Below are 26,174 nucleotides of genomic sequence, written 5' to 3'. Positions count from 1 at the left end.
TCAGCCCTGCGCGGTCAGGGAGGCGACCACGCCGCCGTCCACGAGCAGATCGGTGCCGGTGACGAACGACGATTCGGGGCCGAGGAGGAAGGCGGCCGCGGCGGCGATGTCGGACGCGGTGCCCAGCCGTCCGGTGCCCGAGCCCTCGATCATCGACCGCATCGTCTCTCCGCTGGCGCCGGCGAGTTCCTGGCGACCCATCGCCGTGGCGATCACCCCGGGAGAGATGCTGTTGATCCGGGCGCCGCGGGCGCCCCAGCTGCGGGCTGCCGCGCGCACGCGGATGTGGTTGGCCTGCTTGGCGATCCCATACGCCAGTGCCGGATTCGAGGCGACGTCACCCTGCAGGAAACCCAAGCCGAGCAGGTCCTCTGCGGCGGTGGCGGCCAATGCCGCGGCCTGATCGGCCGGCAGCGGCCCGAACATGTGCCCGGCCATGCTCGCGATCACCACACCCGCACCGCCGGGGGCGATGACCTCGCCGAAGACGTCCAGCGACAGGGCGACCCCGAGGAGATCGACTCGCAGGATCGCCTCCGCGCTCGCCTGCACCGGCGACAAACCGGCCGTGTGGACGACCTGGTCCACGGCGCCGAGCCCGGATGCATGCTCGGCCAGTGCCCGCAGCGAATCCGCCGACGCCACGTCCACCGGATGGCCGGACACGTCGAACCCCTCGCCGTCGAGGGCGTCGACCCGCGCGTCGAGAGCGGTCGCATCGGCATCGGCGAGCAGCACCCGCCGCCCGCCGCCCTGCCGGCGCGCGATGGCCACACCCATGCCCCCGGTTCCGACGACGACCAGCACACTGCGGCTCATTGCAGACCTTCTCACCGTTGACTCCAGATCATCTGATGCCGCCGAATCTTCCGGTCCCCGGCGGGGATGTCAAGGGCGGGATGCCAAGGGGGATGTCACCGACCGTCGAGCTCGGTGCGATCCCGAGGGCGTTGCGACCGGACGGGATACGCTGGCACTCATGCGTGTGGTGTCATCCGATGACCGATGCCCGTGTACCTCCGGGCTGACCTTCGGCGAGTGCTGCGGACCGCTTCTCGCGGGTCGGCGGCGCGCACCGACCGCGCAGGCATTGATGCGATCACGATTCACCGCGTTCGCCGTCGGCGATCGGGAGTACCTGCTTACCACCTGGCATCGACGTACCCGCCCCGGCGATCTCGAACTCGACGACGAGATCGACTGGTATCGCCTCGACGTCACCGAGACCTCCGGCGGCGGTCCGTTCGACGATGCAGGCGAGGTGTCCTTCGTCGCCCACCACCGAGCCGACGGAGCGCGCCGGACGATGTCCGAGCACAGTCGCTTCATGCGCGAGCACGGCCGGTGGTACTACGTCGACGCGCTCGGGGTGAGGTGATCGATCGGGGGTGACTCAGATTTCCTCGGCGAGCACGGTCGAGGCGATGCGGAATGCGGAATTGGCATCGGGCACCCCGCAATAGATGGCGCTCTGCAGGATGACCTCCTTGATCTCCTCGACGGTCAGTCCGTTGCGGCGGGCGGCGCGGATGTGCATGGCGAGTTCTTCGTGATGGCCGCGCGCGATCAACGCGGTGAGGGTGATCATCGACCGGCTGCGCCGGTCCAGTCCCGGGCGCGTCCAGACCGTTCCCCAGGCATAGCGGGTGATGAACTGCTGGAACTCCTCGGTGAGGTCGGTGATGGCGGCGTTCGCCCGGTCCACGTGGGCGTCGCCGAGAACCTCACGGCGGACCGTCATTCCGGCGTCGTAGGGATCGGTGTACGGATCGGTCACGAATGGGCTCCTTCGAGATAGCGGTGCGCGCGCGCCACGACGTCGTCGACCAGGATGTCGGTGGCGCCGAGATAATCCGGCGACGCCGCATGTCCCGCCAGTCGTGACATCGTGTCCTGCTCGGTCAGAATGCCTTGGGCCGATGCGAGATTGGCGGCGGCGCGGTCGGGATGGAACTGTACACCGAACAGCAACTGCGCGGCCTGGGCGGCGGCGGTGACGGTGTGACGGCTCAGGGTGCGCAGCGTCGACCACTCGGCGTGCCAACCCCCGTCGGAGCGTTCGTCGATGCTCGCCGCCGACGCGGCATGCAGGGTCGCGGCGAGGCCCGGTGCGACCAGCGCGGCCCGTCGGAGCAACACCGTGAGGACAGGATTGTTCTTGTGCGGCATCGTCGATGACCCGCCACCGCCGCCCTCGGTGAACTCGCCGATCTCGGGACGTCCGGCGATCGCCAGATCACCTGCGAGGTGCCCCCATGCGTCGCAGCAGGTCACCAGCGCGTCACCGATGCGGGTGGTGGTGGCGCGGGTGGTGTGCCACGGCGGTGAAGCTGCCAGACCCACGGTGCCTGCCGTTGCGGTCACCAGTGCCCGCGCGGCCTGCACCGAACCGGTCAATTCGACCGGTGCTGCGAGAGTGCCTGCGGCGCCACCGATCTGGACGGGAATCGGCGGGAGGGCGTCGAGGGTGTCGGCGGCGTCGAGGATGGCGGTCAGCCATACGCCGAACTTGCGTCCCGCGGTGCTCGGCAGTGCCGGCTGGGTCAGTGTGCGCGTCAGCAGGGGGGCGTCACGGTGGGCCTCGATCAGTGCCTGTAGCGCCCGGACCTGCGTCCGCACGTGGTCCTCGACGCGGCGCAGGACGTCTCGCACACACATCATGAGTGCCGTGTCGAGGGTGTCCTGACTGGTCAGTCCCCGGTGCAGCCACCTTGCAGCGGTGTCGCCGGTGCGCGAGCGCAACAACGACACCAGGCCGCTGACGGGGTTGCCGTCGGCCTCGGCGTCCACGGCGATGGCCGTGAGATCGTCGGCCCCGACGAGTGGACGGAGGTCCGCTGCTGCCTCGGCGGGTGCCACACCGTTGCTGACAAGTGCTGTCAGCCAAGCGTTCTCGACCTCGATGAGGGCCCGCAAGAGCGCTTCGTCGCTCATCAGGTCGTCGGCGCGGTGATCGCCCGGCCAGAACAGATCGCTCAACGTCTACTGTCCCGGGTAGTGGAGGAAGACGGTCTCGTCGGCACCCTGTAAGCGCAGGTCGAAACGGAATCCGTCGGCATCGGCCGCCGCGATCAGGGTGGCGCGCCGATCCTCGGGCACGCCGGCCAGGAAAGGATCCGCCTCGGCGAGCGGACCTGGCAGGTAGGCGCGGGTGAACAGTCGATGCAGCAGGCCGCGACCGAACACGGTGATCAGGAAGTATGGTGCCGCGCCGTCGATCGGTCCGGGTTGGACTGTGGTGAACGAATATTCGCCGGCGCCATCGGTGGCGCAGCGTCCCCAACCGGTGAAGGTCCACCCGTCTCGGCGAAGCGATCCGGCTCGCTGCACGACGGTGCCGTCGGCGTCGGCCTGCCAGAGTTCGAGCAGCACGTCCGGGATGGGTTGGCCGTGGCCGTCGGTGACGAGTCCGTGCAGGCGGATCGAGCCGGGGGAGCGTGGCGGCACCAGCTCGTTGTCACCCTCGAAGGGCAGTGCGTACCCGTAGAACGGTCCGATGGTCTGAGCGGGTGTGGGCGGCAGCAGGGCGGTCATCAGTTCTCCTCGTCGTCGAGCGGGGTGCGATTGCTGCCGGTGAGCACGATGTCCCAACGGTAACCGGTGGACCATTCGTGACTGGTCACGTCGTGATCGTAGGCGGCGACGAGTCGCTCGCGTGCCTTCGCGTCGACGATCGACTGGTAGATCGGGTCGAAGGGGAACAGCGGGTCGCCCGGGAAGTACATCTGGGTGATCATCCGCTGCGTGAAATCGGTTCCGAACAGCGAGAAGTGGATGTGCGCGGGCCGCCACGCATTGTGGTGGTTCTTCCACGGGTAAGGGCCGGGTTTGATGGTGGTGAAGCGATAGTTCCCGTCCTCGTCGGTCAGGCACCGCCCGACGCCGGTGAAGTTGGGGTCGATCGGCGCGTGGTGCTGGTCCCGCTTGTGGATGTAGCGCCCGGCCGAGTTCGCCTGCCAGATCTCCACGAGCTGGCGACGCACCGGCCGGCCCTGACCGTCGAGAACACGACCGGTCACCACGATGCGCTCACCGATCGGCTCGCCGCGATGCGCGATCGTGAGGTCGGCTTCGAGTTTGTGGACATCACGTTCGCCGAACACCGGCGAGGACAGCTCGAGGGTCTCCGGATCGGCGTGGTGCGGGTCCTTGGTCGGATGGCGCAGCAGGCTGCTGCGATAGGGCGGATAGTCCAGACGCGGCTGGGTCTCCTCGATGCCGGCGTGCTGATATGCGGTCTCGATCGCGGTGATCTCACCGCTGATCTCCCGCTGGCTCGCCGACGCGCTGTCGGGGTTGGTGTTGAGGGCTGTCATGTGGCTCACAGTAGGTCGGTCGGTGTGAACCGGGAAAGAGTAGGCTTCCGCTGAGCGGAAAGCGTGTGTCAGAAGGAGTGCTCATGGCCGGCAACACCTCGATCGCCGGGGCCACCGTCACCTCGCGCGTCCTGGCGATCATCGGGGCATTCGACGAGCGCCACCGAGTGCTCACGCTCAGCGAACTCGCCCGGCGCTCGGGGCTGCCGGTGGCGACGACGCACCGACTCGCGGCCGAACTCGTCGCCGGGGACGCGTTGGCCCGCCGTCCCGACGGCCGGTTCGTGGTCGGTCGACTCCTGTGGGAGGCAGGCCTGCGCGCACCGGTCACGGGCCGACTCAAGCAGGTCGCGGAGCCGTTCCTGCACGACGTCTATGCGGCGACGCTGGCGACCGTGCACCTCGCGGTTCGCGATGGAGCCCAGGTGCTCTATGTGGAGCGGATGGCCGGGCGTGCCTCGGTGCCGATCGTCAGCACCGTCGGCAGTCGGCTCCCGTTGCACTGCACCGGCGTCGGCAAGGTGCTGTTGGCGCACGCACCGGATGATGTTGCCGCAGAATCGATGTCGAACCTGGTGCGGATCACCGCGCACACCATCACCTCGCCGGATGTCCTCGCACGTCAACTCGAGGACATCCGGGCACGCCGATACGCCACCACCAGCGAGGAGATGTCGCCCGGAGCCTGCTCGCTGGCCGTGCCGGTGATACCGGTCAGCGATCCGACGTCGGTGGTCGCGGCCATCGGGGTCGTGGTACCCACGCTCAAACGGGACCGCAATCGGCTGCTCGCGGCGCTGCAGGTCGCCGCGAGTGGTATCGGGCGGCAACTGTGATCGCCGTGCTCACGCGGGAACGGCACCCGGCACGTGTCTGTGGGCCATCATGACAGGGTGACCTCGACGACGGCAGAGGTGCGGCAGCGACCGGCTACGGTATCGGTCGCCGGCATCGCCGTGCTGCTCGTCGTCGTTCTGCTCGCCCTGTCGGGCCGTTACGGGTATCACCGCGACGAGCTGTACTTCCGGGTTGCCGGTCAACATCCGGCGTGGGGGTATGTCGACCAGCCGTTCATGACGCCGATGCTCGCACGCGTGGGAATCGCGGTGTTCGGGGACTCGCCGACGGGGCTGCGCGTCCTCCCGGCACTTCTCGCGGGGTCGACCGTGCTCATCGTGGCGTTGCTCGCGCGGGAATTGCGGGCCGGCCCGCCGGCGCAGGTGCTGGCCGCCTTCGCGGCCGCCGTCAGCGCGATGGTTCTGCAGGGTGGGCACATGTTGTCGACTCCCACCACCGACGTGCTGGCCTGGTTGGTGATCTCACTGCTGGTCGTCCGGATGCTGCGGTGCGCGGAACCACGCTGGTGGGTGCCGATCGGGTTGGTGAGTGGGTTGGCGGTGGACAACAAACTCACGGTCGGGATTCTGCTCGGTGCCATCACGGTGACGTTGCCCGTCGTCGGGCCGCGCGTCGTGCTGCGTTCGTGGTGGCTGCCCGTTGGCGCGGTACTCGCCGTTCTCGTGGCCCTGCCGACCATCGGATGGCAAGTGGTACATGACTTTCCGCAGGGACGGGTCGCGTCCTCGATCGCCGGCGATGACGGGTTCACCGATCGGGTGCTGTTCGTGCCGATGCAACTGGTGCTGCTCGGCCCGTTGATCGTGCCCCTCTGCGTGGCGGGGTGGTGCGCGCTCTGGCGCGATTCGCGGATCCGATATGCCAGGCTGTTCGCTCCGGCCTACCTGCTGGCGGCCGTCGTCGTGATCGTGGCCGGCGGCAAGTTCTACTACACCGCAGGCCTTCTGCTCGTGCTCATGGCGGCCGGTGCGCAACCGGTGGTGGAGTGGGCACGTACGCCCACCCGACGACGGCTGCTCGTCGCCGGGTCGATCGTCACCGTCGTCTCCAACGCCGTGATCGCGCTGCCGGTGCTACCGGTCGGCCTGGTGGGAATCGTCAACCCGGTCAACAAGGAACAAGGCGAACAGGTGGCGTGGCCGGAGTTCGCCGCAGCGGTCGACAGCGTGTGGTCGGCGATCCCGGCCGATCAGCGTGAGCGCGCCGTGGTGGTGACCGCCAACTACGGCGAGGCCGGGGCGATCGACCGCTTCGATTCCGGGCTGCCGGTGTATTCGGGACACATGAGCTACTACGACTGGGGCCCGCCGCCCGACGCGCGAACCGGGCCGGTCCTGCTGATCGATCACCTCGGTGACACCGGACTCCGGGACCTCGTCGGATCATGTTCACTCGCAGTACGTTTCCGGAACCACGAGCACCTCGACAACGACGAGGACGGCGTCGGCATCTGGCGATGCGACCCGCCGCACGAGCCGTGGTCGCAGGTGTGGCCGCGCTTCCGGCACACCTGAGGGTCTCCTCATGCATTGCCGTGTCGCAGAATCCATTCGATCAATGGCGTGGTGGTCCGCCAGTCGACCCGAACGCGGTCGACGAGATCGGCGGTATGGATGACCGGATCGAACCCGTAGTCCCGCATGACCGTGATCGTCTTGTGTCGCAGCAGATCGATCCGCGGATGATCCCGGTCGAATCCCCGCGGCGCGGTCTTGAGCTTGTCGCCGCCGACTTCCCAACCCGCGTCGGACAACTCGCCGACGATCCGCTCCAGCTCGGTTCCGCTGCGTTCGTTGACGATCGCGGCGCGGATGGCGGTGAGCCGGTCGGCCGAGGTGTCGTAGATACCCCCGCCGACCCGGACCCCGGGCGCACCGATCTGCACGTAATACCCGGTGGCCGGCGCGACCGCGACGTATGCGCCCTGATGGGTCTTGTAGGGAGATTTGTCCTTGGCGAACCGCACATCCCGATACGGCCGGAACAGTTTGGCCTCACCGAATTCCTCGGCGAGGTCTGCGGTCAGCGCAGCCATCGGTTCGGCCACGGCCGAGGAGTACGTGGCCTTGTGCGCCGTCCAGAATGCCTTCGTGTTGTCGATCTCGAGATCGTCGTAGAAGTCCAACGCAGCCTCGGGAAAACCGGTGAAGCCCATGACGTCAGCTTAGGATGCCGACCGTGGTTGCGGTCGTCACAGCCGAGCGAGCTGGTCGATGTCGTCGAGAAAATCCGCCACCACGTCGGAGGCGACGGTCGCTCGCGTCGCCGAGAGGGCGTTGAGGTAATCCGCGGTGGACGGACCGTCGGACTTGTCCGGTGCGTCGTCGCGCAGGGCCCGTTCGAGTGCGTCCTGTGCTGCGCGCCGGGCAGCGTACTCGATATCGGCAGGCGTCAGACCGTCGCTGGCTGCCACGAGGCGTTCCACGTCGACGCCGCGGGCGGCAGATACCTGTTCCAGATGGCCGCCCTGGCCTCCCGATCGGGAAGACCGATCGGGATGACGTAGTCGAATCGTCCGTGCCGCAGGAACGCCGTGTCGAGTGCACGGATGAAATTCGTGGCACAGATCAGCAATCGGCCAGGGCTGGAACGGAATTCGGGAATGAGTTTGAGCAGTTCGTTGGTCACGCCCTGTCCGGCGTGGGCCGGTTCGCCGGTGCGTCGGGACGCGATCTCCTCGACTTCGTCGATGAACACGACCACCCGGTTGATCTCCACGATACGACCGAAGGTGTCCCGTAACCCCGATGCGAGTCCACCTCCGTCCACCGCCAGCCGAGAGGGGAAGACCTCAACAAACGACCAGCCGAGTCGCGCGGCGACCGCCTTGGCAAAGGTGGTCTTGCCGGTTCCCGGTGGTCCGAACAGGATCACCGCCCGCGGTGGCACGACGCCGAACCGCACGGCGAGATCGGGCCGGTCGAGCGGGGTGATGAGCCGCAGTTCGAGGAGTTCTTTCTCGCGGTGCATGCCACCCACCGCAGTCCACAGATCCGGTGGGAGAGTGTGGCCGCCCAGCTCACGGAGCACGGCCAGTTCATGCGCACTGACGGTGACCATCCGCTCCAGATAGCGCAGGTTCTCCCGTGCGGAGAAGCCCTCGCGCACATAGTCGTCGAAACGGGCCTCGTCGCTGGACACGATCGCCGAGAGGCGGTCGAGCCCCAACGGTCCCATCTTGCGAGCCAGATGATTCACCAGCGCGCTCGCCACCGTCGAATCGTGACGGCTCGGTGTCACGCCGAAGAACACGATCCACCCCTGAGCATGCGCGGCCCGGCCGACGATCGCGCCGACGACGGTCTCGTTGTCGTCGACAGCCACCAGAGCATGATCCTCACGGCAGGACGCGAGCACCTCCGACAGCGAATAGACGGCGTCGGCGGGGCGCGTGACGGTCCGCTCCCAGAGATCGACGATCCCGTCGATGTCTCCCGGATGGAAATCCCGGGTGTGCGGTGGTGACGGTGTCGGGTCATCGCTGATCGTGGAACTCATGTTCTGCCTTCCGCTGTGTCGACGAATCGCCACAGCCTAGGGGTTACCCGCGGGTTGGACCAACGAATTCCGAGGTGCCCGGAGAGCGGCATTCGTGCTGGTGGACGGCGTCGTGACGAGGAGCCGGACCGTCGACGATTTCGGTGGGACGGCCCCATGGGTCCAAAGATGTGCTCATAGTGGAGGTGAGGGCGGTGCCGTACGGGCACGCCCCGTTCGAGGAAGGATCACCGATGGCACTCGATGACGACGACATCACCACCTCCGGCCCCGGCGGTGAGGGACCGGCCGACGGCGGCTCCAACCCCGGTGGCCACGACGGCGGAGCCGACGGCACCGCAGACGGTGAAGGTCCGGCCGACGGTGGCTCCAACCCGGATGGCCACGATGGCGGAGCCGACGGCACCGCAGACGGTGAAGGTCCGGCCGACGGTGGCTCCAACCCCGGTGGCCACGACGGCGGAGCCGACGGAACTGCCTGAGCGACAGCGATGTTGGAACGCTGCATCGCGATCGACCCCGATGTCTTCGCTCGCGAGCATTGGGGTCGATCGCCGTTGCTGAGTCGCGCGGTGAATCTACCGCGCGACTTCGTCGACCTCCTCTCACCCGCTGTCGTCGACGAACTCCTCGCCGAACGCGGCGTGCGCACGCCCTTCATCCGCATGGCCAAGGAGGGCACGCTGCTCGCCCGCGAGAGATATGTGGGTCCGGCGGGTTTCGGGGCCGAGATGCCCGACCAGGTGGACTCGGCAAAGGTGTTGGCGCAGTTCGCCGACGGAGCCACGATCGTCCTACAGGGACTACACCGGCTGTGGCCCCCGGTCATCGACCTCGTCCGTGGCCTCGTCGACGATCTCGGTCATCCGGTGCAGGCCAACGCCTATGTGACCCCGCCCAGCAATCGGGGATTCGATCCCCACTACGACGTCCACGATGTGTTCGTTCTCCAGATCTCCGGCGAGAAACATTGGACCGTGCACGCACCGGTGCACCTCGATCCGGTGGACTCGCAACCATGGACCGACCATCGCGAGGACATCGAGCGGCGGACCGACGACCCGCCCGTCATCGACACCGTCCTGCGCAGCGGCGATGCGCTCTATCTCCCCAGGGGTTGGGTACATTCGGCCCGAGCGTTGGGCACCACGTCGATCCATCTCACCATCGGCACCGCCGCACTCACCGCGCTCGACGTCCTCGGAGCAGTGGTCGAACAGCTCACCGATATTCGTGAACTACGCGAATCATTGCCCATGGGAATCGATCTCACCGATCCGGACGCGACCGCGGCGCTGGTCGGCAAGACACTGGCCGCAGCCCTCGAGGCGGTGCGGGACCGCTCCACGGAGATCGAAGCGGGGGCCGCCGAGATACTCGCCCACCGGCACGCCGATCGCACCCGGCCGGCGTCGGTACGTCCCCTCGCGACGGTGGAGGCGTTGTCGAACCCGGCATCGGTGGGAACGGTGCAGTGGCGACAGGGGCTGCCGCAGTGGTGGTCGAGGTCGCCGGCCGCGTCGAGCTCCGCCTCCCGGATCGGACAATGAGCTTTCCCGGATTCTGCGCGGACGCTCTCGTCGAGGTGCGTCGCGGGACAGCGGTGCGCGGCGACCGGCTACCGGGACTCGACGCCGCCGACGGGGAGGTCCTGCTGCGTCGGCTGCTGCGCGAGGCGGTCGTCGTACCGGCGCCCAGAAGTACTGAGACAGAACAAGAGTCATGACCGATCGCCGCCCGTGCAGTGATCAGTCCCTCGCTCGTGACGATCCGATGTACGGTACCGCGTCGGCGGGCTCCTCATGGCTGCTGCTCGAACTCTCCGGTCCGTGGGGGCCGTCGGCATTCCTCACCTCGCCGTCGGTCCTCGACCCCGACCTGGGACGCGTCATCGTGCGCCGCGTCGAGTCGGCGGGAATGCGGATCGTCGCGATCCGCAGACCGGGCCGACGACCACCGACACCTCGATGGCGGTGGTTCGTCGTCGACGCCCGCCCCGGACACGAATCGGTGCGTCGTGGCGAGGTATCGGGTCCGGCCGACTATGTGGACCTTGCGCTCAACGGGTCGGCCGGTGAGGTCTCCCGCGATCCCGTCGTCGCGGTCTGCGCCCACGGCAAACACGATCAGTGCTGTGCGGTGCGCGGTCGTGCCGCCACCGCCGCGATCGCCGAGGCCTATCCCGAATGGACATGGGAGTGTTCGCATCTGGGCGGTGATCGCTTTGCCGCGACGATGCTCGTGCTTCCGCACGGACTCTGTTACGGGCGGGTCGATTCGGCAACCGATCCCGCGATGCTGATCCGGCACTATACGGAAGGACGACTGGTCGACTCGTTGCTTCGTGGCCGTACATCACTGCCGCACGCGGTACAGGCGGCCCAGCATTTCGTGCGTGAGCAGACCGGCGAGGATCGGATCGATGCGCTCGAGCCGCTCGATGTCCGGCACGAGGACCACCGCATCATCGTGGCCCTGACAGGTCCCCACGGACCGATCGAGGTCGTGCTCACCGAACACCTCACCGATCCGCTGTACTCCAATTGTTCTGCGCGCGTGGCGGGTCGGGTGCGCCAGTTCGTGCTGGTGTCGATCGCCGGGCTGTCGTCGGAGAGCTCAGATGCCGGCGAGTTCGCGTGACTCGCCGAGCTCCATCGTCTCCAGTGGTGTTGCGGTCAGCGAGTTCTCACCCAAGAACATGCCGGTCGTCGACTTGCCGGCATCGCTGAGCATCAGGTCATGAATGGCGATGCTGCGCTGCGGTTTCACCGCCCGCACATAGTCGATGGCCTGCTCGGTGGAGATCCACGGTCCACTGACCGGTAGGAGCAGGGTGGTGATCGGTCGTCCGGGGTTCAGGTAGGCGTCACCGGGATGGAAGACGGTGCCGTCGATCAGGAAACCGATGTTGTCGACCACGGGGATCTCGGGATGGATCACTGCATGATCGGTGACGAATGCCTCGACCGTGAATCCGGCGATGTCGAGGGTCTGATCGGTCGAGATCGCATGTACCTGGTCGGCGACCTCCGAGAGGGGCTCGGCGATCGAGGCCGGGCCGTACAACTGCAGCTCGGGGTGATCACGCAGGGCCGCAAGGATCTTCTCGACATCGAAATGGTCGAAGTGCTCGTGGGTGATCACGACGGCGTCGGCGTCGGCCAACAGTTCCGCGGCATTCGGCGTGAAGGTGCCGGGATCGACGAGGAGCGTCGAGCCGTGATCGGTCACGGTGATGGTGGCGTGGGTGTGCTTGGTGAGAAGCATGACGACCTCCGATGATCGGAAAGCTGGTGGGACTGCCATCGACACTACTGTCGTGGAGGAGGTTGTCGAGTCCGGGTCCGGCCGTACAGGGCAGGGACGCGATACGGACAAATACCTCGAAAAGGGTTAGGGTGAACGCTTTTTCGTCATCGCCGGCAGTATGTCCGACTGACGTCGGGCACCGTCGGTTGTGAGAGGATCAGACGATGGGCGACACGGGCGACGGACGGCGTGTCCGACCCGGTCGCGCAGGTCGGACCCGAGGCCGTCGAGGACCGGTGACGATCCTGTTCGGCCTACTGATCCCGGTGGTCGTGACGGGGTGTCTGATCGCCGGGGGGATCAGCATGGTCACCGCTGCGACGACATGCGCAGGAGAACCGATGACCACCACCGAGGAGTGTGTGCACTTCGGTCGGGAAGGTGAGGAACTCATCGACAAGGGCGATCCGCTTCCGCCGCACGCCTCCAATGTGTCCGACCGGAGTCACGAGGCCAGATCGAATCGGGTATTCGGCGGATTCCTGATCGCGATCGGGGTGGGCTTCGGTGCCTTCTACCTGACGGCGGTGGGTCGCCCGCTCGTGCAAGCATATCGGCGGCGGCGCAAGCGAAGGGGCTGACGGTCCGCACAGAGCACCGAGCGCCGGTCCCGGCCGATGGTCGTGACTTCTATGTCGGGAAAGCGTACTTTACGATCCGTTTACCTTTGGTGACATCGTCGACCCATCACCGGCCTAATCTCACCACTGCGTACACCGTCGGTACGCCTTGTTCAGTGAGAAGAAACAGTTCGCGTGCCGGGAGGTTCGATTTGTCCACCGAGGTCACCGACGCCATCACCACGATGGCGTCGGTCAACAACGAGTTCTTCTACTGGGTCTCCATCGCATTGATGATGTTGATCCACGCCGGGTTCCTGGCGTACGAGGTGGGCGCCTCGCGGTCGAAGAACGTATTGGCCACCGCCATGAAAAACCTGCTCGCCTTCGCCACCATCGTGGCCTCGTTCTACTTCGTCGGGTGGTTCCTCTACAACGCGATGCCCAGCGGTTTCATCGAGTTCAGCGATGCCGCCAAGGCCGCGCTTCCGTGGAGCGACAACATGGGACCCAACGTCGAGGACTCGGCCAGCGGCATCTTCTGGGGTGCGTTCGCCCTGTTCGCCGCGACGACCGGCTCCATCATGTCCGGAGCGGTGCTGGAGCGAATCCGCACCAGCGCATTCCTCGTTCTCACCGTGCTCGTCGGCTCGGTGGTGTGGATCATCGGCGCGGCGTGGGGTTGGCACGGCGCCGGCTGGATGTTGACGAAATTGGGGTTCCATGACGTCGGAGCTGCCGGTTGTGTGCACATGATCGCCGGATTCGCCACTCTCGGAATACTTCTCAACCTCGGTCCACGCATCGGCAGGTTTCGCGCCGACGGGTCGGCGGTCACCATCCGACCCCACAATCTGCCGCTGACAATGCTCGGCCTGATGTTGATCTTCACCGGCTTCTTCGGCTTCCTGATGGGCTGTGTCATCTACGGGCCCGGCGGTTACGCGACGATCTACGGAAGCCCGACCACGTTGTCCGCGTTCGCCTTCAACACGTTGATGGGTCTGGCCGGTGGCATCATCGGCGCCTATCTGACCTCGCGCGGCGAGCCGTTCTGGACGATCTCCGGCGGGCTGGCCGGGGTGATCGGCGTCGCGTCGGGCATGGATCTCTATCACCCGGCACTGGCGTTCATCATCGCCCTGGGTGCAGGAGCGTTGATCCCGTTCATCGGAAAACTGTTGGAGAAGTTCAAGATCGACGACGTCGTCGGTGCGGTCTCGGTCCACGGCGGTATCGGATTGTATTCGGTGCTCATGGCCGGGGTGTTCCTGGCCGGCTACCCCAACACCGACGGCAACCCGTCGATCTCGTTCTGGGGACAGGTCGTGGGCGCGCTGACCTTCGTCGCGCTCGGATTCATCCCCGCCTACCTCGTGTCCCTTGCCCTGAAGAAGGTGGGGATGCTGCGCATTCCACCCGAGGTGGAGGAGCAGGGACTCGACCTCACCGAGGTTCCCGCCACGCCGTATCCCGAGGGCATTCCGGTCACCGTCATGCGCACCACCGACGAGTTGCTCGTCGCCACCGAGGAGGTCAAGTAAATGTTCAGTCCCATCGAGTCCTACGACGGAGCCTCTGTGGTGTTCACCTTCGGCGGGTTCTCCGTCGGGGTGTGGATCGTCTTCGTGCTCGCGGTGCTCCTGTTCGTCGCCTTCTTCGTCCGCATGGTGCGTCACGAGAATCACGCGTACAAGTCGATCATCGAGAACACGCCCGTGGAGAAGGGGCCGGCGGCCGAGGGAGAACCGCCGGCCTACTGACCCTGAGGCCCGTCGTCAGCCGGCCGGTTCGTCGACGATTCGGTAGTCGGCAGAGGTTGCCCCGTGCTCGGCCGTCGCGACCACCAGGACCAGCGCGCCGTAGGGGTCACGCCACGACGAGTGGGTGCGGCGTAGTTCGGCGGTCGGCACTTGTGTTGTCGCCGTGAATGAATGGTCGTCGCGGTCGACCTCGACCGCCGAGCCGTCGACGAACACCTGCACCATCGGGGCATCGGTGCTGCCGGTGACCTCGATGACGGTGACGTCGCCATCGCCGCGAGCTGTCGCGGTCATCGTGAGTTCGGGGGCGGCACCGGCGGCGAGGGTTCCCGGCCGGGTGAGTGCGGGCAGCTCGGGGGTTCGCGGTGGCGCCGTACGCCGACTGGTCCGGTGCTCGAAGGCCCACCCGTAGGCGAGCAGCGCGTTGTCGGTGTAGGCGCGGCCGGCGAACGTCAGGTTCACCGGCATGCCGATATCGCTCATCGTCCCCATGGTGACGTTGACCGTCGGAATGCCGTAGTGCCTGATCATGGTGTTGCCCGTCGACACCCACACCCCGTTGGCCATGGCGTGATCGTGGGCCTGCGGGTCGGTGTCGGCATCGGCGGCCCCGACGTCGAGAGCCGACGGGAACACCAGGGCATCGAGCCCCAGCTCGTCGAGCCAGTCCTCGAAGTCGATGCGGCGCAGTTCTTCCAGGCCCCGCACGCCGTCGGCGAGGTCGGGGATCTCGGTCAGCGGTGTGATGCCTTGCGCTGCGCGGTGGGGGTACTCGCTGATGTCGAGGTTGTAGCGTGCGTAGTAGCCGTCGAGCGGGTCGGGGATCGCGCCGTCGGGTAGCGGGAAGATCAGCTCGCCCTTGACATCTTCCAGGCGGTGCAGAGCCGGATCGCCGGTGGCCTGCAAGAAGTCATCCCACGCCCAGGTGGTGAGATCCCACATCTCGGCGTCGAAGAAGCCGGCAGGCAGGATGCCCCGCGCGTAGCCGTCCTGTGCGCCGGGACGGTCGAGTTCGTAATTGGTCAGCGCCGGGAAGTCGACGTCGACCACCGTGGCACCGGCGGCCTCGAGATCGGCGCGGGCTCGCTCCCACAGCTGCAGCACCGACGGCCGCGGCGTGATCGGCCACCCGGCCTGATCGTCCTGCCCGAGAATGATGCGTGGTACACCGAAACGTTTGCCGCGCAACGCGTCCCCGTCGCGCAGGTCGAGGTAGGAAGCAGGCCGAACCTGGGATGCGGCGGGCAGGTTGACCCACGGCTGGGTCCGCCAGAAGTCGCCGCGGGTCTGCGGATCGTCGTCGACCAGCACGTCGAGCAGCGCCAGCATGTCGTCCATCGTGCGGGTGTGCGGCACCACCACGTCCATGGTCGGTGTCAGCGGCCAGTTACCGCGAACCGAGATGACACCCCGGGAGGGGGTGTAGGCGGCCAGCGCGTTGTTGGACGCCGGCGACCGTCCGCTCGACCAGGTTTCCTCGCCGAGGCCGAAGGCGGCCATGCTCGCCGCGGTCGACACGCCCGATCCGTTCGACGACCCCGACAGGTACGCCGCCGCGAGATAGTCACCGTTGTAGGGACTTTCGGCCCGGCCGTAGACGCCGCGCTGCATGCCTCCGTTGGCCATCGGCGGCATGTTGGTCAGGCCCACACAGATCGCTCCGGCCGCGCGCAGTCGCTCGATGGTGAAGGCGTCGTCGCCCGCGATCAGGTTCTCGAACGCCGGAGAACCCGCCGCCACCGACAATCCCGCAACCCGGTAGCTGTCCTTGGCGGTATAGGGAATCCCGTCGAACGGGCCGAGTGTCTCACCGCGAGAACGTCGTTCGTCGGAGGCTCGAGCCTCGGCGAACATGTCCGGATTGAGCACCGGGACCGCGTTGAGTGCGGTGCCGTGGCGATCGTAATACGCGATGCGGTTGAGGTAGGCGGCGACGAGCTCGACGGCGGTCACCCGGCCCTGCGCGAGTGCCCGGCTCAGCTCGGCGATCGACGACTCCACCAACGGCGGAGTCTGTGTGCGCGGAGTGCTCTCCAGACGGCTGGTCATCACACATCCCCGACGGACGGCTGCTGCTGAGTGATGCAGTGGATTCCGCCGCCACGCGCCAGGATCTCCCGCGCGTCGATGGTCACGACTCGTCGTCCGGGATACACGGAGGCGAGGATCTCGGCGGCGCGCTCGTCGGCGGCGGGTTCGCCGTAGCCGCAGGCGATCACCCCGTCATTGACGACGAGATGGTTGATGTAGCTGTAATCGACGAATCCGGTCTCGTCGCGAATCGCGTCGGGGGCGGGCAGGTCAACGATGTCCCATTGGCGCCCCGCTGCATCGGTGGTCCCGGCGAGGAAGTCCCGGAGCTCGCGCATCACGACGTGGTCGGGGTGTTCGGGGTTGGGCTGCTGGTGCAGGAGCAGCGTGCCGGGGGAGGGGATGGTCGCGACCATGTCGACATGTCCGCGGGTGCCGAAGCGCTCGTAATCGCGGGTCAGACCGCGTGGCAGCCAGATCACGTTATGCGCGCCGATCGTGCGGGCGAGTTCGGCCTCGACGGTCTCTTTGGTCGCGTACGGGTTTCGGCCGGGATCGAGCTGCACGGTCTCGGTGACCAGGACGGTGCCCTCGCCGTCGACGTGGATCGCGCCGCCTTCCTGGACGAGCATCGAGCTGATGACCGGCACGCCCGCGGCTTCGGCGACGACGCGGCCGATGCGGCGGTCGTTGTCCCATTCGGCCCACTCCTGGGCGCCCCAGCCGTTGAAGGTCCAGTCCACGGCGGCGAGGTGTCCCGCACCGTCGGTGACGAAGGTCGGGCCGATGTCACGCATCCAGGCGTCGTCGAGTTCGGCCTCGATGATGTCGACGGCTGCAGTGAGCATCGTGCGTGCGCGGGAGGTTTCGGTCGGGTCGACGACCACCGTCACCGGTTCGAACTCGGAGACCGTGTTGGCCACCGTACTCCAAGCGGCATAAGCGGTTTCGGCGTCGGCGGCGCTCTCGGCGAGGGTGGTGTTGGCCCTCGGGAAGGCCATCCACACACGGTCGTGCCGAGCGGTCTCGGCGGGCATGGTCCACGACACTTGATGTTCCCCTTGCTGGTCCGATATTGATCTAGTGGTCAATAACTGTCGAGAGTAGGCGGTTGTCGACGCGCGAGTCAAGGGTTTCCGAGAAATATTGACGGACCGATCAATAGCTATTGACTGTGTGATCAACACGCTACATGATCGCTGTCACACCCCGACCCGATCGGGTCGCGGTTTCGAATTAGCCGAGGAGTACCGCCATGACGCCTGCACCATCCGAGCCCGACCAACCCGACGGCGCCGAGGTGATCGCGGACCCGACCGACCGGGTCGGACGGATCGAGGAGTCCGGTGTCGACTACCTGCCGGAGAGCCAGCGAGACTCCAACCCCCGCAACGTGTTCGCCGTCTTCGCCGGCGGCAATCTGGGCTGGACGATCGCCGTGTTCGGCTGGGTCTCGATCCAACTCGGACTCGACTTCTGGGGAGCTGTGATCTCGACCGTCGTCGGCACGCTCATCGGGACCGTCGTCGTGCTGCCGCTGGCCGGCGTCTCGCCGCGGACCGGAACCAACATGACCGTTTCCAGCGGGGCCTTCTTCGGCATCCGGGGCCGGCTCATCGGATCGGCGCTCTCGCTGGTGATCGCCATCGTCTTCGCCGCCATCACCGTATGGACCAGCGGCGACGCTCTCGTGGCAGCAGCGCATCGCCTGGTGGGTCTGCCGCAGAACCCCGTCATGCTGGGGGTGGGGTACGCGGTGGTCTCGGTCGTGATCGTGGCCGTCGCACTGTTCGGCCACGCCACCATCGTGGCCATGCAGAAGTTCCTCGTACCCGTGGCCGGGGCGGTCTTCGTGCTCGGCTTCGTGGCGTTCGCGCCGACCTTCGACGTGCACAGCGCCACCGGACATTTCGCGGTCGGCGGCTATTGGTCGACGATGGTGCTCTCGACGGTGCTCGCCACCGCCGGGCCGATCTCCTACGCGCCGATCATCGGCGACTACACCAGGCGTATCTCGATCAAACGCCACAGTGATTCGTCGATCCGGTGGGCGTTGTTCGCCGGCTTGATGTTCGGCACCCTGCTGCCCGCGATCCTGGGCGCCTTCGCGGGATCGGCGATGACGGTGAACTCGGGGGAGTTCATGGCCGACCTGGTGTCGTCGTCGCCGTTCTGGTTCCTGATCCCCATCCTGATCGTGTCGATTGCGGGTGGTTTCGGTCAGGGCGTGATGTGCATCTACGCGACGGGACTCGACCTGGAGACCTTCTTCCCCCGGCTCAAGCGGGTCCACACGACGGCGCTCGCGGCCGCAGTGGCGGTCGCCCTGCTCTACGTCGGTGTCTTCGTCCTCGACGCCGTCGATGCGATCACCGCGGCAACGGTGGTGGTCAATGCGGTGGCCACACCATGGGCTGTCGTCATGGTCGTCGGCGCGCTGCGCACCCGCACCTACGATCCGTTTGACCTGCAGGCATTCGCTCACGGACGCCGTGGTGGACGGTACTGGTTCGTCCGGGGCTGGAATCCGGCAGCCGTCGCGGCGTGGGTCGGAGGTTCGGCCTTCGGACTGCTGAGCGTGCAGACGGATCTGTATTCGGGGCCCCTCGCCGGCATCTTCGGGGGCATCGACCCCAGCGCGATCGGGTCGGGCGTGGTGGCGGCCATCATCTACCTTGGACTGGTGATGATGTCGCGACAGCGTATGGAGGTTCTCGACGCTCCCGCCTTGGCGACTCCGGCCGGACCGGAGCCCGCATGAGCAGATCGTCGAGTGCGGTCCGACCGCGCGCCGCGCGCAAGTCGCCCGAGGAGCGCGCGGAGGAGATCCGGTCGGCTGCATGTGAACTCGCCCGCAGTGACGGACTCCCCGTGCTGACCCTGCGGTCGGTGGCCGCCCGGATCGGTGTCGCCCCGGCGCTCGTGGCCCACTACGAGCCGAGTATGGACGAGCTCGTCGCCGCCACCTTCACCACCGTGACCACCGCCGAGGTCGACGAGATCGCCGAACTACTTGCCGAGGCGCCGTCCGCCACCGACAAGCTCCGTCGACTCGTCGCGACACTGCTGGAACCCTCGCGCGACGACGTGACCACGGTGTGGGCCGACGCCTTCAGCCTGGGCCGTACCAACGACTCACTCGCCGCCGCGGTGCGCGCCGTGATGGACACCTGGCAGGCGCTCGTGGTCGGGGTGATCGAGGAGGGCGTCGCGTCGGGGGAGTTCACCACCGATGAGCCGGCGGATGTGGCATGGCAGTTCCTCGGCATGGTCGACGGTGTCAACGCGCACGCCCTGGTGCACTACGCCGGCACACCCGACCGCGGACGCCTCGTATGCCGCGCCCTGGAGAACGAGCTCGGTCTCGCTCACGGCACGCTACGAACCCAGAGCGGAATGTCTTCGGAGACAACCGAGTAGGTCTGCACTACCGTGCTCGTGCCGAGCGGATCGTTGTCGTGGCGTTGGCCGTGGCCACGATCGTTCCGCTCGGAGTGAACAGTTCGCCGGCGAGGAACGCGATGGTGTTGCCCTTGCGAACGATGCGGCCGTGACCGACGAACAGGCCCGGTTGTGCAGGTGCGAGGAATTGGACGTGCAATGAGGCTGTCGGTGCCCACTGATCTGGCCCGAGCGTGGCGACAAGAGCAGGTCCGAGAGTGTCATCGAGCATGGCGGCCAGGAATCCACCCTGAACGTGGCCGACGGGGTTGGTGAAACGTTCGTCCACCGAGAACCCGACTTCGATGGTGCCCGCTTCGGGATCGATCGCGCGCAGCGTCCAGCCGAGCAGGGCGGCCGCCGGAGCCGGCGGTGCAAACCCGTTGATGACGTCCCAGAATGGTCCTGTGCGATTCGTACTCACGGTTGCGAGTCTCACAGATTCGGGTTCGCGTTGCGCGGATGCAGGGCGCTATAGGTCTCACCCTCGGCGCGGGAGGTTCGCGGCCGCCGGGCAGGTCACATACCACTTCACGAGACTCCATTCAGGCGACTCAATGGTGGTCGAGAGCCAGCAGGCCATGTTCGCCCAGGTCGGTTCAACGAGCGCATCCTCGGAAACTACGAGAATGCGTGCGGTGTTAGTCGCTTGAGCGTTTCGGATGTCAGGCTGCCGCCAGCATCAGCCCTTGGGACTGCGAGCATGTCCTCTCCGACCTGGCAGTTGATCATTGGCGAGTGTGAGTTGCCGGTGGTGATCGAGCGTGTGTAGGTGGCTCGGTCTGCCCGACCTCGCAGGCCACCTGCGTTCGCTGCGCCTCCGGTGGTTGGGACGATGGGACGGTGCTGGATGGAACCGGAGCGTTCTGGTGACTCTCGGCTCAGGTCTTCGATCCCGCCATGGTAATTGTGAGCCGGGGGCATTTGCCTGTCGGTGCCGACCTCTAGTGTCGCCGTCATGGTCATGCAGTGGGTCAGGTGCATCAGCTGCCGGAAATCTCTTACTGGTGGCCGTAAGGCCGTAAGGCATCACGTCCAGGTGTGCATGGCGCGACGTGCTCGACATACCCACGCCCAGTGAGTCGACCTTGTAGCTACGTGATCATCGAACAGATCCAGGCGATGGCGACGGTCGTGGCCACTGGTGAGATGCCGCCGACGATGACGCCGACCTCGGGGTGTCGACGCATCCATTCGTACGTCCCGCTGTTTGGTTGCAGCCGGTGCCTACCTGTCACAAGTTCAATTTAGCGAACTGGCGATGGTCGCTGTTGGCTTTTTTCTGGTCGCTGCGGGTGCAGCCCTGCCGGAGCGCTCGACGCGGAGACGCTGGCTCTCGGTGACCATGGCGCGTCGGACAGACGCGCGAGCCTGTTGACCTTTGCGAATCCCGTTGCGGCGTGCAATTTGCCACGGCCCACCTCGGTTCGGTTGGGTGGGGCTTGGCGTACTTGCCGGGAATCGGACGCGGACCGTTGGGCGCCACCCAAAGGACTACGCCGCCAAGCCGGTTGCTGAGAGTGATTGTGCAGCAACAGAGTTGGCGGACGAGGGACTTGGGGAGCCAAGAACTCAGGGCTAAGTGACTGGTAGACCGTGCGCGTCGACCAGTGCGCCGATCAGGCTGTCGAGGTCGGTGAGACTGTTGATCTCGATGGTCGCTCGGATGCCGTCCAAGAAGACGGCGGGGCCTTCCTGGGCGTCGGATGGGAAGTTCATAGCGCTGGTAACGGTGACCGAGAGGTGTAGGCCGATCCAGGTGCGTGTCCAGTCGATCGGCTGCGGCGAGTATTGCGATCGGGGGCGGGGTATTCAGGGATGCGGTTGAGATCGATCGGTGGAGGCTTGGTGGCCTAACTCCTGAGTGCGGGGCCAGACGAGGAGCCCTGGTACTCGCGGGCGAAGGGTCAGTATGGCGAATCGGGGCCAAAGTAGAAAACATCTGTGACCCGGGTGGTTAGTAGATACGTTCGTACAGGCATCTGAGGGGTATTCGCGGGGTCGACGGGCAGTTATCGCCGTCGGTCTCACTGCCCGTCTGCCTCACTTCTGCCGCACAATTCGCTGCGTGGCAGTCATATAAAGCGAAAGACCCCTGCTGAACAGGGGTTTTGGTGCCCTCGGTGAGACTCGAACTCACACTGGACGGGTTTTGAAACCGATCCTGTAAAATCAATACCATACGATGTATGCGCTGGTCAATCGCTGATATTACCGCTGGTGGAGGCGATTTCGTCCATGTACCTGGTTCCGTGAGAACCCCTCAGGGGACAGTCTAGGACAGCGATTTGACCCACGTTGCCCCACTACCAAATCAGTCTTGCCCCACGCTACGATCATCCGCATGGCATGGGTGGAACCGCTCCCATCGGGCAGATACCGAGGACGCTACCGAGACGAGTATGGGAAGCGTCGATCCGCCGGCATATTCGACAAGGAACGAGTGGCACTCGGGAAGGCTCAGGCAGCCGAGGACGCGGCCCGTGCACGGAAACCCAAGGAGACGATGACGTGGGGCGAGTGGCGGGAGCGATGGACGCCCACGCGAACCGTTGAAGCGTCGACACTGACCCGTGACAACCACCGCATCGACACCCATATCGCACCACGGTGGGATGACGTCATGCTTGGCGACATAGACCGACCTTCAGTCCAGGAGTGGGTGCGTGACCTGTCCAAGCAGAAGGAAGACGGTGGTAGCGGCTTATCGGCGTCGACTGTCCGCAAGACGGTTGGGGTGCTGTCCGCGTCGCTGAAGGCTGCGATGCGTGATGGCCTATTGGATGCGAACCCCTGCACAGCGTTGGAGTATCCGGCGATCCCGCCGAGTCCTGAACGGTGGCTGTCGGACGTCGAGGTCGAGGCAATCAGGGCGGTCCTGGCGGACTCATACTTGTTCACGTTTGAGCTTCTGTTGGGCACGGGTTGCCGCTGGGGTGAGGTGTGCGGCATTCACTGGGATGACGTGGATTTGACGCGCAGGACAGTGACAGTTCGTTGGGCGTGGGAGCGTCGCGAGCGCTACATGAAAGCTCCGAAGAGCGGGAAGGTAAGGACCGTTCCGATAGGCCAGCGGCTGACTGAGATTCTTGAAGAGCGCCTAGGCATGGAGGGGCTAGGTGAGCCGCCGTCCGTTGAGTACAAGAACGGCAGGAGCCCTTTGTACGGCCTGGTGTTGCGGACCGACAAGGGCACGCCCCCGAATGGGACGTCGTTCGCTCACGGTCTAACGGCTGCCGGGAAAGCGGCGTTCGTGGGCTCGGGGAAGGATCGGCGTCGAGTGGGCAATGTGCGCCCACACGACTTGCGCCATACGTACGCGTCGCGGCTGGTTCAATCTGGTGTTCCGCTGGATACGGTGTCGAAGCTGATCGGTCACTCGTCGGTCTTGGTGACCCAGAGGTACGCGTCGGCTGCAGAGTCGCAGTGGGACGCGGTGCGTAACGCGCTCGGGTGACGACATCTACGGCAAGGTCCTGCAAAGTGTTCTGGTTGGCCAGATGCGACCTCGGGGAGATGTCGTTCTACTTCGTTCATGACGCTGAACTGCATAAACCCGCACGCACCCATCCTGAGATGGACGAACGAGCGGGTGGTGACACGCCGATCAGCCCATCGAACATGCGTTCTGACCTGCGCAGATGAAGGCTTCTGATTCACAACATCTTGGGGTGCTCGGAAATGTCAGACACTAGGTGTAGTGTCCCCTCATGTAGTTCAGAGGTGCACGGATGGCCCCACGAAACCCAACTCGGTGGAGATGCCCCGGCCCTGGACACCCGTTCATTCAATCCATGTTGGCAGGGGTGAACTCTGCCCAAAATCTTTGCAGGAGAATCAAATTGAACATTGACTGGTTGACCGTCTGCGAGGCGGCGCAGGAGGCGAAGGTCTCGGAGAAGACGATTCGCCGTTGGTATCGGTCGGGTCGGTTGCGTGCTGATCGTTTGGGGGAGCGGACGATTCGGATTCGGCGTTGTGAGTTGGTGGCGATGGCCGGCGACGCGGTGACCGCGTGAACATGGCTACCGACCAGGAGCCCATTCGCATCACCTCTTCGCGCGGCCCGAAGCGTTTGACGTGTGTTCGTGAAGCAGGAACGTGCACGGTCGAGATCGAGTCAGACGAGCCGTTCGAATTGAAGGTAAGCGTGCGGCAGATTGTGCGTCAGGCCCGCGCCGACACCTGAGTTGCGTTTCCCGAGCATCCGGAAACACCCGTGCTCGGTCCAGGATAGTTGCAGGTCAGAGCGTTTCCCGTACCTGCAACCCCTAGGTGTGCAGAAACCGGGAAACAGAAGTGAGTGAGTTATGTATGTGAATGTTGCAGAGCGTCTAGCTCAAGGTGTGCAGGCACCCGAACCAGACATTATGCGGATACAGCCGGGAAGTCATCTGTTCTACTCCGGCGAACTGAACCTTGTGTTCGGTGACAGTGAATCCGGCAAGACTTGGCTGTGTCTTGCGGCTGTTGTCGACACTTTGCGCGAGGGCGGCAATGCCGCCGTGGTTGACCTCGACCACAACGGGAGTGCATCAACGTTGAACCGGCTGCTGGAGATGGGTGCGCCAGCCGATGTGCTCAATGACCGTGAGCGTTTCCGCCTTGCCGAACCATTCGATGATCTGGACCTCAGAACGGTAATCCAAGACCTCGCGCACTGGCATCCTGACGTAGTGACGTTGGACAGTCTGGGGGAGATCATGCCGTTGTTCAAAGCGAACTCCAACAGTGCCGACGATTTCACGGACGTGCATCGTGATGTGATTAAGCCGTTGACGGCTGTGGGTGTGGGGGTGCTGCTCGTTGACCACTTGGCGAAGGGTGCCGATTCGCGGTCGTTCGGTCCTGGTGGCACGAGTGCGAAGAAGCGTGTGGTGGGTGGTGCGAGCATTCGAGTTACCTCTGAAGGGGCATACACACCGGGCAACGGTGGGTCGTCAAAGTTGGAGTTGCACAAGGATCGTCATGGGGGTTTGCGTCGCCACTATCCGGCAGTGAGCGGCAAGGAGGCTGTGATCGGGTCATTTCGGCTGGACGAAGACGAGGATGGGGTTAAGGCGTTCTCGATCACTCCGGCGTTGACGCGGACTGTCGCTGTTCAGGAGGATGCCGACCGGAAGCAGTTGGAGTCTGATGTGACTGCGTTGTTGGCGGTGGCTGATCCGCCGAAGAGTGTTCGTGAGGCGCAGGGGATTTTGAAGTGTAAGACCACTCGGGCGTCTGCGGCGATGGCGGCGTACCGTCAGCGAGCGGGAAACGATGACGGAAACGCAGCGTAGCGTTTCTGGTCAAACATGCCCTTGACCTGCGGTGTTTCCCGTTTCCCGGAGTTTCAGGGTGCTAGGGTGCTGGGTCTCGGGAAACACGCGTGCCGGGTTTGGAGTCGTTGTGTCGATCTAGTGGTTGATCGTGGGTCGAGTGCCGCGTGTGATGCTCGGCCCACGGTCCTCCTTTGTTCTCGCCGTCAGGGTGCCTGGGTTCGTCTGAACCCACGTCTAGCATCGTCGGCATGACCGAGAGTCAGCAGGCTATGACCGTTCAGCAGGAGGCGTGGTGCTTCTTTTGCAAGCGCCGTGTGGTTGGCTCTCGGAAGCGAATTAGACATCATGTGCAGATCTGTGTGTTCCAGCGTGCTCGTCGTGCTGGGGTCCGCTGACTGACTGCGTAAAGGGCTCTCATTTCAGTTCTAAGCGAGTTTCGGTAGTTTCGTGGGTGAATACTCGTGAGGTCCGTAATGCATGGTTTGACACGATGCGAGCAAATGGGGTCAACCGCAAATCGGCGGCAGAAGCGTCCGGAATCGCGGAAGAAACAGCGAGGCGACGCGAGAGTGTCAAAGTGTCAGATGGCACTTTGACAAATGATGAGAAGCGCGAGGCAGTCCGCAACCACATCAACAACCACCCCGACGACAAAGACCACCACATAGCCGAAGCAATCTCGGAGTCTCCAAGAATACAGTCTCCAAGGTCGTGACGAGATGCGCGAAGACGCTCGACTATATGCTGCTTGACATAACAAGAAATGTCATTGTCTACCCATTTGATACTTTAACGTTAGAACCAACAAATAGGGAAAGACATGACGCAATGACTCAACTCTACGAACCGGTGCACAATCGGCTTACCGATATCACCGGAAAAAGCAAACGAGCACTCACAAACGGCATCAGTGCCGGCACAATTCCAGGCGTCAAAGTCGCCGGAACATGGCTGGTCTCGACAAGCTACGTCGATGAGCTGATCGACCGGGCGACCAGTGGTCGACAGGCTTGACTCCAAGATCAAACTGCCTGATCGCAGACCAAACGTTCGTATCGGTGACCTAGACGAACTGCCCGCCAGTCCGCTCGGAGTCTCCTGCCCGCGCTGCAATCGGTATGGCGTTGCCTGCGA

At 65.2% G+C, this 26,174-nt stretch carries 27 protein-coding genes and 1 pseudogene; 15 read left to right on the top strand and 13 right to left on the bottom strand.

Annotated features, from left to right (window positions below):
* Nucleotides 1-819 carry an SDR family oxidoreductase gene (locus tag GOPIP_RS10720; RefSeq protein WP_006369662.1) on the bottom strand — a complete coding sequence of 273 codons (819 nt, stop codon included), beginning with the start codon at nt 817-819 and terminating at the stop codon, nt 1-3.
* Nucleotides 820-979: 160 nt separating this feature from the next.
* Here GOPIP_RS10720 and GOPIP_RS10715 point away from each other — a divergent pair, with 160 nt between their 5' ends.
* Nucleotides 980-1,378 carry a YchJ family protein gene (locus GOPIP_RS10715; RefSeq protein ID WP_020170980.1) on the top strand — a complete coding sequence of 133 codons (399 nt, stop codon included), beginning with the start codon at nt 980-982 and terminating at the stop codon, nt 1,376-1,378.
* 15 nt (nt 1,379-1,393) lie between these two features.
* Here the strand turns inward: GOPIP_RS10715 and pcaC are convergent, their stop codons facing one another.
* From pcaC to pcaH, 4 genes are read right to left on the bottom strand one after another with little or no spacing between them, the layout of a single operon-like run.
* The gene (pcaC, locus tag GOPIP_RS10710) at nt 1,394-1,777 is read right to left on the bottom strand and encodes a 4-carboxymuconolactone decarboxylase (RefSeq protein ID WP_006369660.1); all 384 of its coding nucleotides are present in this window, start codon (nt 1,775-1,777) and stop codon (nt 1,394-1,396) included.
* Nucleotides 1,774-2,979 carry a lyase family protein gene (locus GOPIP_RS10705; RefSeq protein WP_006369659.1) on the bottom strand — a complete coding sequence of 402 codons (1,206 nt, stop codon included), beginning with the start codon at nt 2,977-2,979 and terminating at the stop codon, nt 1,774-1,776. The genes pcaC and GOPIP_RS10705 overlap by 4 nt, the downstream gene beginning before the upstream one ends.
* A gap of 3 nt (nt 2,980-2,982) precedes the next feature.
* Nucleotides 2,983-3,534 carry a protocatechuate 3,4-dioxygenase subunit alpha gene (gene pcaG, locus GOPIP_RS10700; RefSeq protein WP_006369658.1) on the bottom strand — a complete coding sequence of 184 codons (552 nt, stop codon included), beginning with the start codon at nt 3,532-3,534 and terminating at the stop codon, nt 2,983-2,985.
* On the bottom strand, nt 3,534-4,316 hold the full coding sequence (gene pcaH, locus GOPIP_RS10695; RefSeq protein WP_006369657.1) for a protocatechuate 3,4-dioxygenase subunit beta: 783 nt from the start codon (nt 4,314-4,316) through the stop codon (nt 3,534-3,536). The genes pcaG and pcaH overlap by 1 nt, the downstream gene beginning before the upstream one ends.
* Before the next feature lie 83 nt (nt 4,317-4,399).
* Here pcaH and GOPIP_RS10690 point away from each other — a divergent pair, with 83 nt between their 5' ends.
* Together GOPIP_RS10690 and GOPIP_RS10685 are read left to right on the top strand one after the other, a co-directional pair.
* Nucleotides 4,400-5,152 carry an IclR family transcriptional regulator gene (locus tag GOPIP_RS10690; protein ID WP_006369656.1) on the top strand — a complete coding sequence of 251 codons (753 nt, stop codon included), beginning with the start codon at nt 4,400-4,402 and terminating at the stop codon, nt 5,150-5,152.
* Nucleotides 5,153-5,209: 57 nt separating this feature from the next.
* Nucleotides 5,210-6,688: an ArnT family glycosyltransferase gene (locus GOPIP_RS10685; protein WP_035727714.1), complete on the top strand. Its 1,479-nt coding sequence runs from the start codon at nt 5,210-5,212 to the stop codon at nt 6,686-6,688.
* Nucleotides 6,689-6,696: 8 nt separating this feature from the next.
* On the opposite strand, the gene GOPIP_RS10680 is transcribed toward GOPIP_RS10685, so the two are convergent.
* From GOPIP_RS10680 to GOPIP_RS10675, 3 genes are read right to left on the bottom strand one after another with little or no spacing between them, the layout of a single operon-like run.
* Complete coding sequence (locus GOPIP_RS10680) at nt 6,697-7,329, bottom strand: DUF2461 domain-containing protein (protein WP_006369654.1); 633 nt, start codon at nt 7,327-7,329, stop codon at nt 6,697-6,699.
* Nucleotides 7,330-7,365: 36 nt separating this feature from the next.
* Nucleotides 7,366-7,587, bottom strand: coding sequence for a hypothetical protein (locus GOPIP_RS29440; protein ID WP_006369653.1), 222 nt, complete (start codon nt 7,585-7,587; stop codon nt 7,366-7,368).
* Entirely contained in the window at nt 7,566-8,672 is a 1,107-nt protein-coding gene (locus tag GOPIP_RS10675) for an ATP-binding protein (RefSeq protein WP_006369652.1), read from the bottom strand. Before GOPIP_RS10675 ends, GOPIP_RS29440 begins: the two co-directional genes overlap by 22 nt.
* A gap of 233 nt (nt 8,673-8,905) precedes the next feature.
* On the opposite strand from GOPIP_RS10675, the gene GOPIP_RS10670 reads away from it, so the two are divergent.
* The 3 genes and pseudogenes from GOPIP_RS10670 (at nt 8,906) to GOPIP_RS10655 (ending at nt 11,312) form a co-directional block, all read left to right on the top strand.
* Entirely contained in the window at nt 8,906-9,154 is a 249-nt protein-coding gene (locus tag GOPIP_RS10670; protein ID WP_006369651.1) for a hypothetical protein, read from the top strand.
* A gap of 9 nt (nt 9,155-9,163) precedes the next feature.
* Nucleotides 9,164-10,398, top strand: a pseudogene (locus tag GOPIP_RS10665) (cupin domain-containing protein).
* Nucleotides 10,395-11,312, top strand: a complete 918-nt coding sequence (locus GOPIP_RS10655; protein ID WP_006369648.1) for a ferredoxin family protein — start codon at nt 10,395-10,397, stop codon at nt 11,310-11,312. The pseudogene GOPIP_RS10665 and the gene GOPIP_RS10655 overlap by 4 nt, the downstream one beginning before the upstream one ends.
* Here the strand turns inward: GOPIP_RS10655 and GOPIP_RS10650 are convergent.
* Complete coding sequence (locus tag GOPIP_RS10650) at nt 11,289-11,978, bottom strand: MBL fold metallo-hydrolase (protein ID WP_240523948.1); 690 nt, start codon at nt 11,976-11,978, stop codon at nt 11,289-11,291. The genes GOPIP_RS10655 and GOPIP_RS10650 overlap by 24 nt on opposite strands.
* A gap of 239 nt (nt 11,979-12,217) precedes the next feature.
* Between GOPIP_RS10650 and GOPIP_RS10645 the strand changes: the two genes are divergently transcribed.
* The 3 genes from GOPIP_RS10645 (at nt 12,218) to GOPIP_RS10635 (ending at nt 14,304) form a co-directional block, all read left to right on the top strand.
* On the top strand, nt 12,218-12,562 hold the full coding sequence (locus GOPIP_RS10645) for a hypothetical protein (protein ID WP_020170989.1): 345 nt from the start codon (nt 12,218-12,220) through the stop codon (nt 12,560-12,562).
* Between the two features lie 191 nt (nt 12,563-12,753).
* The gene (locus GOPIP_RS10640; protein WP_006369645.1) at nt 12,754-14,085 is read left to right on the top strand and encodes an ammonium transporter; all 1,332 of its coding nucleotides are present in this window, start codon (nt 12,754-12,756) and stop codon (nt 14,083-14,085) included.
* The gene (locus GOPIP_RS10635) at nt 14,086-14,304 is read left to right on the top strand and encodes a hypothetical protein (protein ID WP_006369644.1); all 219 of its coding nucleotides are present in this window, start codon (nt 14,086-14,088) and stop codon (nt 14,302-14,304) included.
* A gap of 15 nt (nt 14,305-14,319) precedes the next feature.
* Here GOPIP_RS10635 and GOPIP_RS10630 read toward each other — a convergent pair whose 3' ends face one another.
* Complete coding sequence (locus GOPIP_RS10630) at nt 14,320-16,353, bottom strand: amidase (RefSeq protein WP_006369643.1); 2,034 nt, start codon at nt 16,351-16,353, stop codon at nt 14,320-14,322.
* Nucleotides 16,353-17,384: an agmatine deiminase family protein gene (locus tag GOPIP_RS10625; RefSeq protein WP_006369642.1), complete on the bottom strand. Its 1,032-nt coding sequence runs from the start codon at nt 17,382-17,384 to the stop codon at nt 16,353-16,355. The genes GOPIP_RS10630 and GOPIP_RS10625 overlap by 1 nt, the downstream gene beginning before the upstream one ends.
* Nucleotides 17,385-17,590: 206 nt before the next feature.
* Between GOPIP_RS10625 and GOPIP_RS10620 the strand changes: the two genes are divergently transcribed.
* Nucleotides 17,591-19,096 carry a purine-cytosine permease family protein gene (locus GOPIP_RS10620; protein WP_006369641.1) on the top strand — a complete coding sequence of 502 codons (1,506 nt, stop codon included), beginning with the start codon at nt 17,591-17,593 and terminating at the stop codon, nt 19,094-19,096.
* Entirely contained in the window at nt 19,093-19,755 is a 663-nt protein-coding gene (locus tag GOPIP_RS10615) for a TetR/AcrR family transcriptional regulator (protein ID WP_006369640.1), read from the top strand. Before GOPIP_RS10620 ends, GOPIP_RS10615 begins: the two co-directional genes overlap by 4 nt.
* 7 nt (nt 19,756-19,762) lie before the next feature.
* Here GOPIP_RS10615 and GOPIP_RS10610 read toward each other — a convergent pair whose 3' ends face one another.
* Both GOPIP_RS10610 and GOPIP_RS29075 read right to left on the bottom strand, forming a co-directional pair.
* A complete protein-coding gene (locus GOPIP_RS10610) occupies nt 19,763-20,200 on the bottom strand; it encodes a PaaI family thioesterase (protein ID WP_035727711.1) in 438 nt (145 codons plus the stop codon).
* A 1,154-nt stretch (nt 20,201-21,354) separates the two neighbouring features.
* Nucleotides 21,355-21,495, bottom strand: a complete 141-nt coding sequence (locus GOPIP_RS29075; RefSeq protein ID WP_020170994.1) for a hypothetical protein — start codon at nt 21,493-21,495, stop codon at nt 21,355-21,357.
* Nucleotides 21,496-22,120: 625 nt separating this feature from the next.
* On the opposite strand from GOPIP_RS29075, the gene GOPIP_RS10605 reads away from it, so the two are divergent.
* The 4 genes from GOPIP_RS10605 (at nt 22,121) to GOPIP_RS10590 (ending at nt 26,054) form a co-directional block, all read left to right on the top strand.
* Nucleotides 22,121-23,233, top strand: coding sequence for a tyrosine-type recombinase/integrase (locus tag GOPIP_RS10605; protein ID WP_006369637.1), 1,113 nt, complete (start codon nt 22,121-22,123; stop codon nt 23,231-23,233).
* Nucleotides 23,234-23,618: 385 nt separating this feature from the next.
* Complete coding sequence (locus tag GOPIP_RS10600) at nt 23,619-23,795, top strand: helix-turn-helix domain-containing protein (protein WP_006369636.1); 177 nt, start codon at nt 23,619-23,621, stop codon at nt 23,793-23,795.
* 291 nt (nt 23,796-24,086) lie between these two features.
* A complete protein-coding gene (locus tag GOPIP_RS28270; RefSeq protein ID WP_006369634.1) occupies nt 24,087-25,058 on the top strand; it encodes an AAA family ATPase in 972 nt (323 codons plus the stop codon).
* Between the two features lie 810 nt (nt 25,059-25,868).
* Nucleotides 25,869-26,054, top strand: a complete 186-nt coding sequence (locus GOPIP_RS10590) for a helix-turn-helix domain-containing protein (protein ID WP_006369632.1) — start codon at nt 25,869-25,871, stop codon at nt 26,052-26,054.
* Nucleotides 26,055-26,174 lie beyond the last annotated feature (120 nt).

Origin of the sequence: Gordonia polyisoprenivorans NBRC 16320 = JCM 10675 (assembly GCF_000241325.1) — a bacterium.
In the GTDB taxonomy this organism is placed as follows: domain Bacteria; phylum Actinomycetota; class Actinomycetes; order Mycobacteriales; family Mycobacteriaceae; genus Gordonia; species Gordonia polyisoprenivorans.
Note: the sequence above shows the minus strand (reverse complement) of the source record. Positions and strands in the feature narration are given on the sequence as shown.

Coding starts and splice junctions, on each gene's coding strand:
- GOPIP_RS10720 (WP_006369662.1), bottom strand. CDS start 819: ATGAGCCGCAGTGTGCTGGTCGTCGTCGGAACCGGGGGCATGGGTGTG.
- GOPIP_RS10715 (WP_020170980.1), top strand. CDS start 980: ATGCGTGTGGTGTCATCCGATGACCGATGCCCGTGTACCTCCGGGCTG.
- pcaG (WP_006369658.1), bottom strand. CDS start 3,534: ATGACCGCCCTGCTGCCGCCCACACCCGCTCAGACCATCGGACCGTTC.
- pcaH (WP_006369657.1), bottom strand. CDS start 4,316: ATGACAGCCCTCAACACCAACCCCGACAGCGCGTCGGCGAGCCAGCGG.
- GOPIP_RS10690 (WP_006369656.1), top strand. CDS start 4,400: ATGGCCGGCAACACCTCGATCGCCGGGGCCACCGTCACCTCGCGCGTC.
- GOPIP_RS10680 (WP_006369654.1), bottom strand. CDS start 7,329: ATGGGCTTCACCGGTTTTCCCGAGGCTGCGTTGGACTTCTACGACGAT.
- GOPIP_RS10675 (WP_006369652.1), bottom strand. CDS start 8,672: ATGAGTTCCACGATCAGCGATGACCCGACACCGTCACCACCGCACACC.
- GOPIP_RS10670 (WP_006369651.1), top strand. CDS start 8,906: ATGGCACTCGATGACGACGACATCACCACCTCCGGCCCCGGCGGTGAG.
- GOPIP_RS10655 (WP_006369648.1), top strand. CDS start 10,395: ATGACCGATCGCCGCCCGTGCAGTGATCAGTCCCTCGCTCGTGACGAT.
- GOPIP_RS10650 (WP_240523948.1), bottom strand. CDS start 11,978: ATGGCAGTCCCACCAGCTTTCCGATCATCGGAGGTCGTCATGCTTCTC.
- GOPIP_RS10635 (WP_006369644.1), top strand. CDS start 14,086: ATGTTCAGTCCCATCGAGTCCTACGACGGAGCCTCTGTGGTGTTCACC.
- GOPIP_RS10630 (WP_006369643.1), bottom strand. CDS start 16,353: ATGACCAGCCGTCTGGAGAGCACTCCGCGCACACAGACTCCGCCGTTG.
- GOPIP_RS10620 (WP_006369641.1), top strand. CDS start 17,591: ATGACGCCTGCACCATCCGAGCCCGACCAACCCGACGGCGCCGAGGTG.
- GOPIP_RS10615 (WP_006369640.1), top strand. CDS start 19,093: ATGAGCAGATCGTCGAGTGCGGTCCGACCGCGCGCCGCGCGCAAGTCG.
- GOPIP_RS29075 (WP_020170994.1), bottom strand. CDS start 21,495: ATGAACTTCCCATCCGACGCCCAGGAAGGCCCCGCCGTCTTCTTGGAC.
- GOPIP_RS10605 (WP_006369637.1), top strand. CDS start 22,121: ATGGCATGGGTGGAACCGCTCCCATCGGGCAGATACCGAGGACGCTAC.
- GOPIP_RS28270 (WP_006369634.1), top strand. CDS start 24,087: ATGTATGTGAATGTTGCAGAGCGTCTAGCTCAAGGTGTGCAGGCACCC.
- GOPIP_RS10590 (WP_006369632.1), top strand. CDS start 25,869: ATGACTCAACTCTACGAACCGGTGCACAATCGGCTTACCGATATCACC.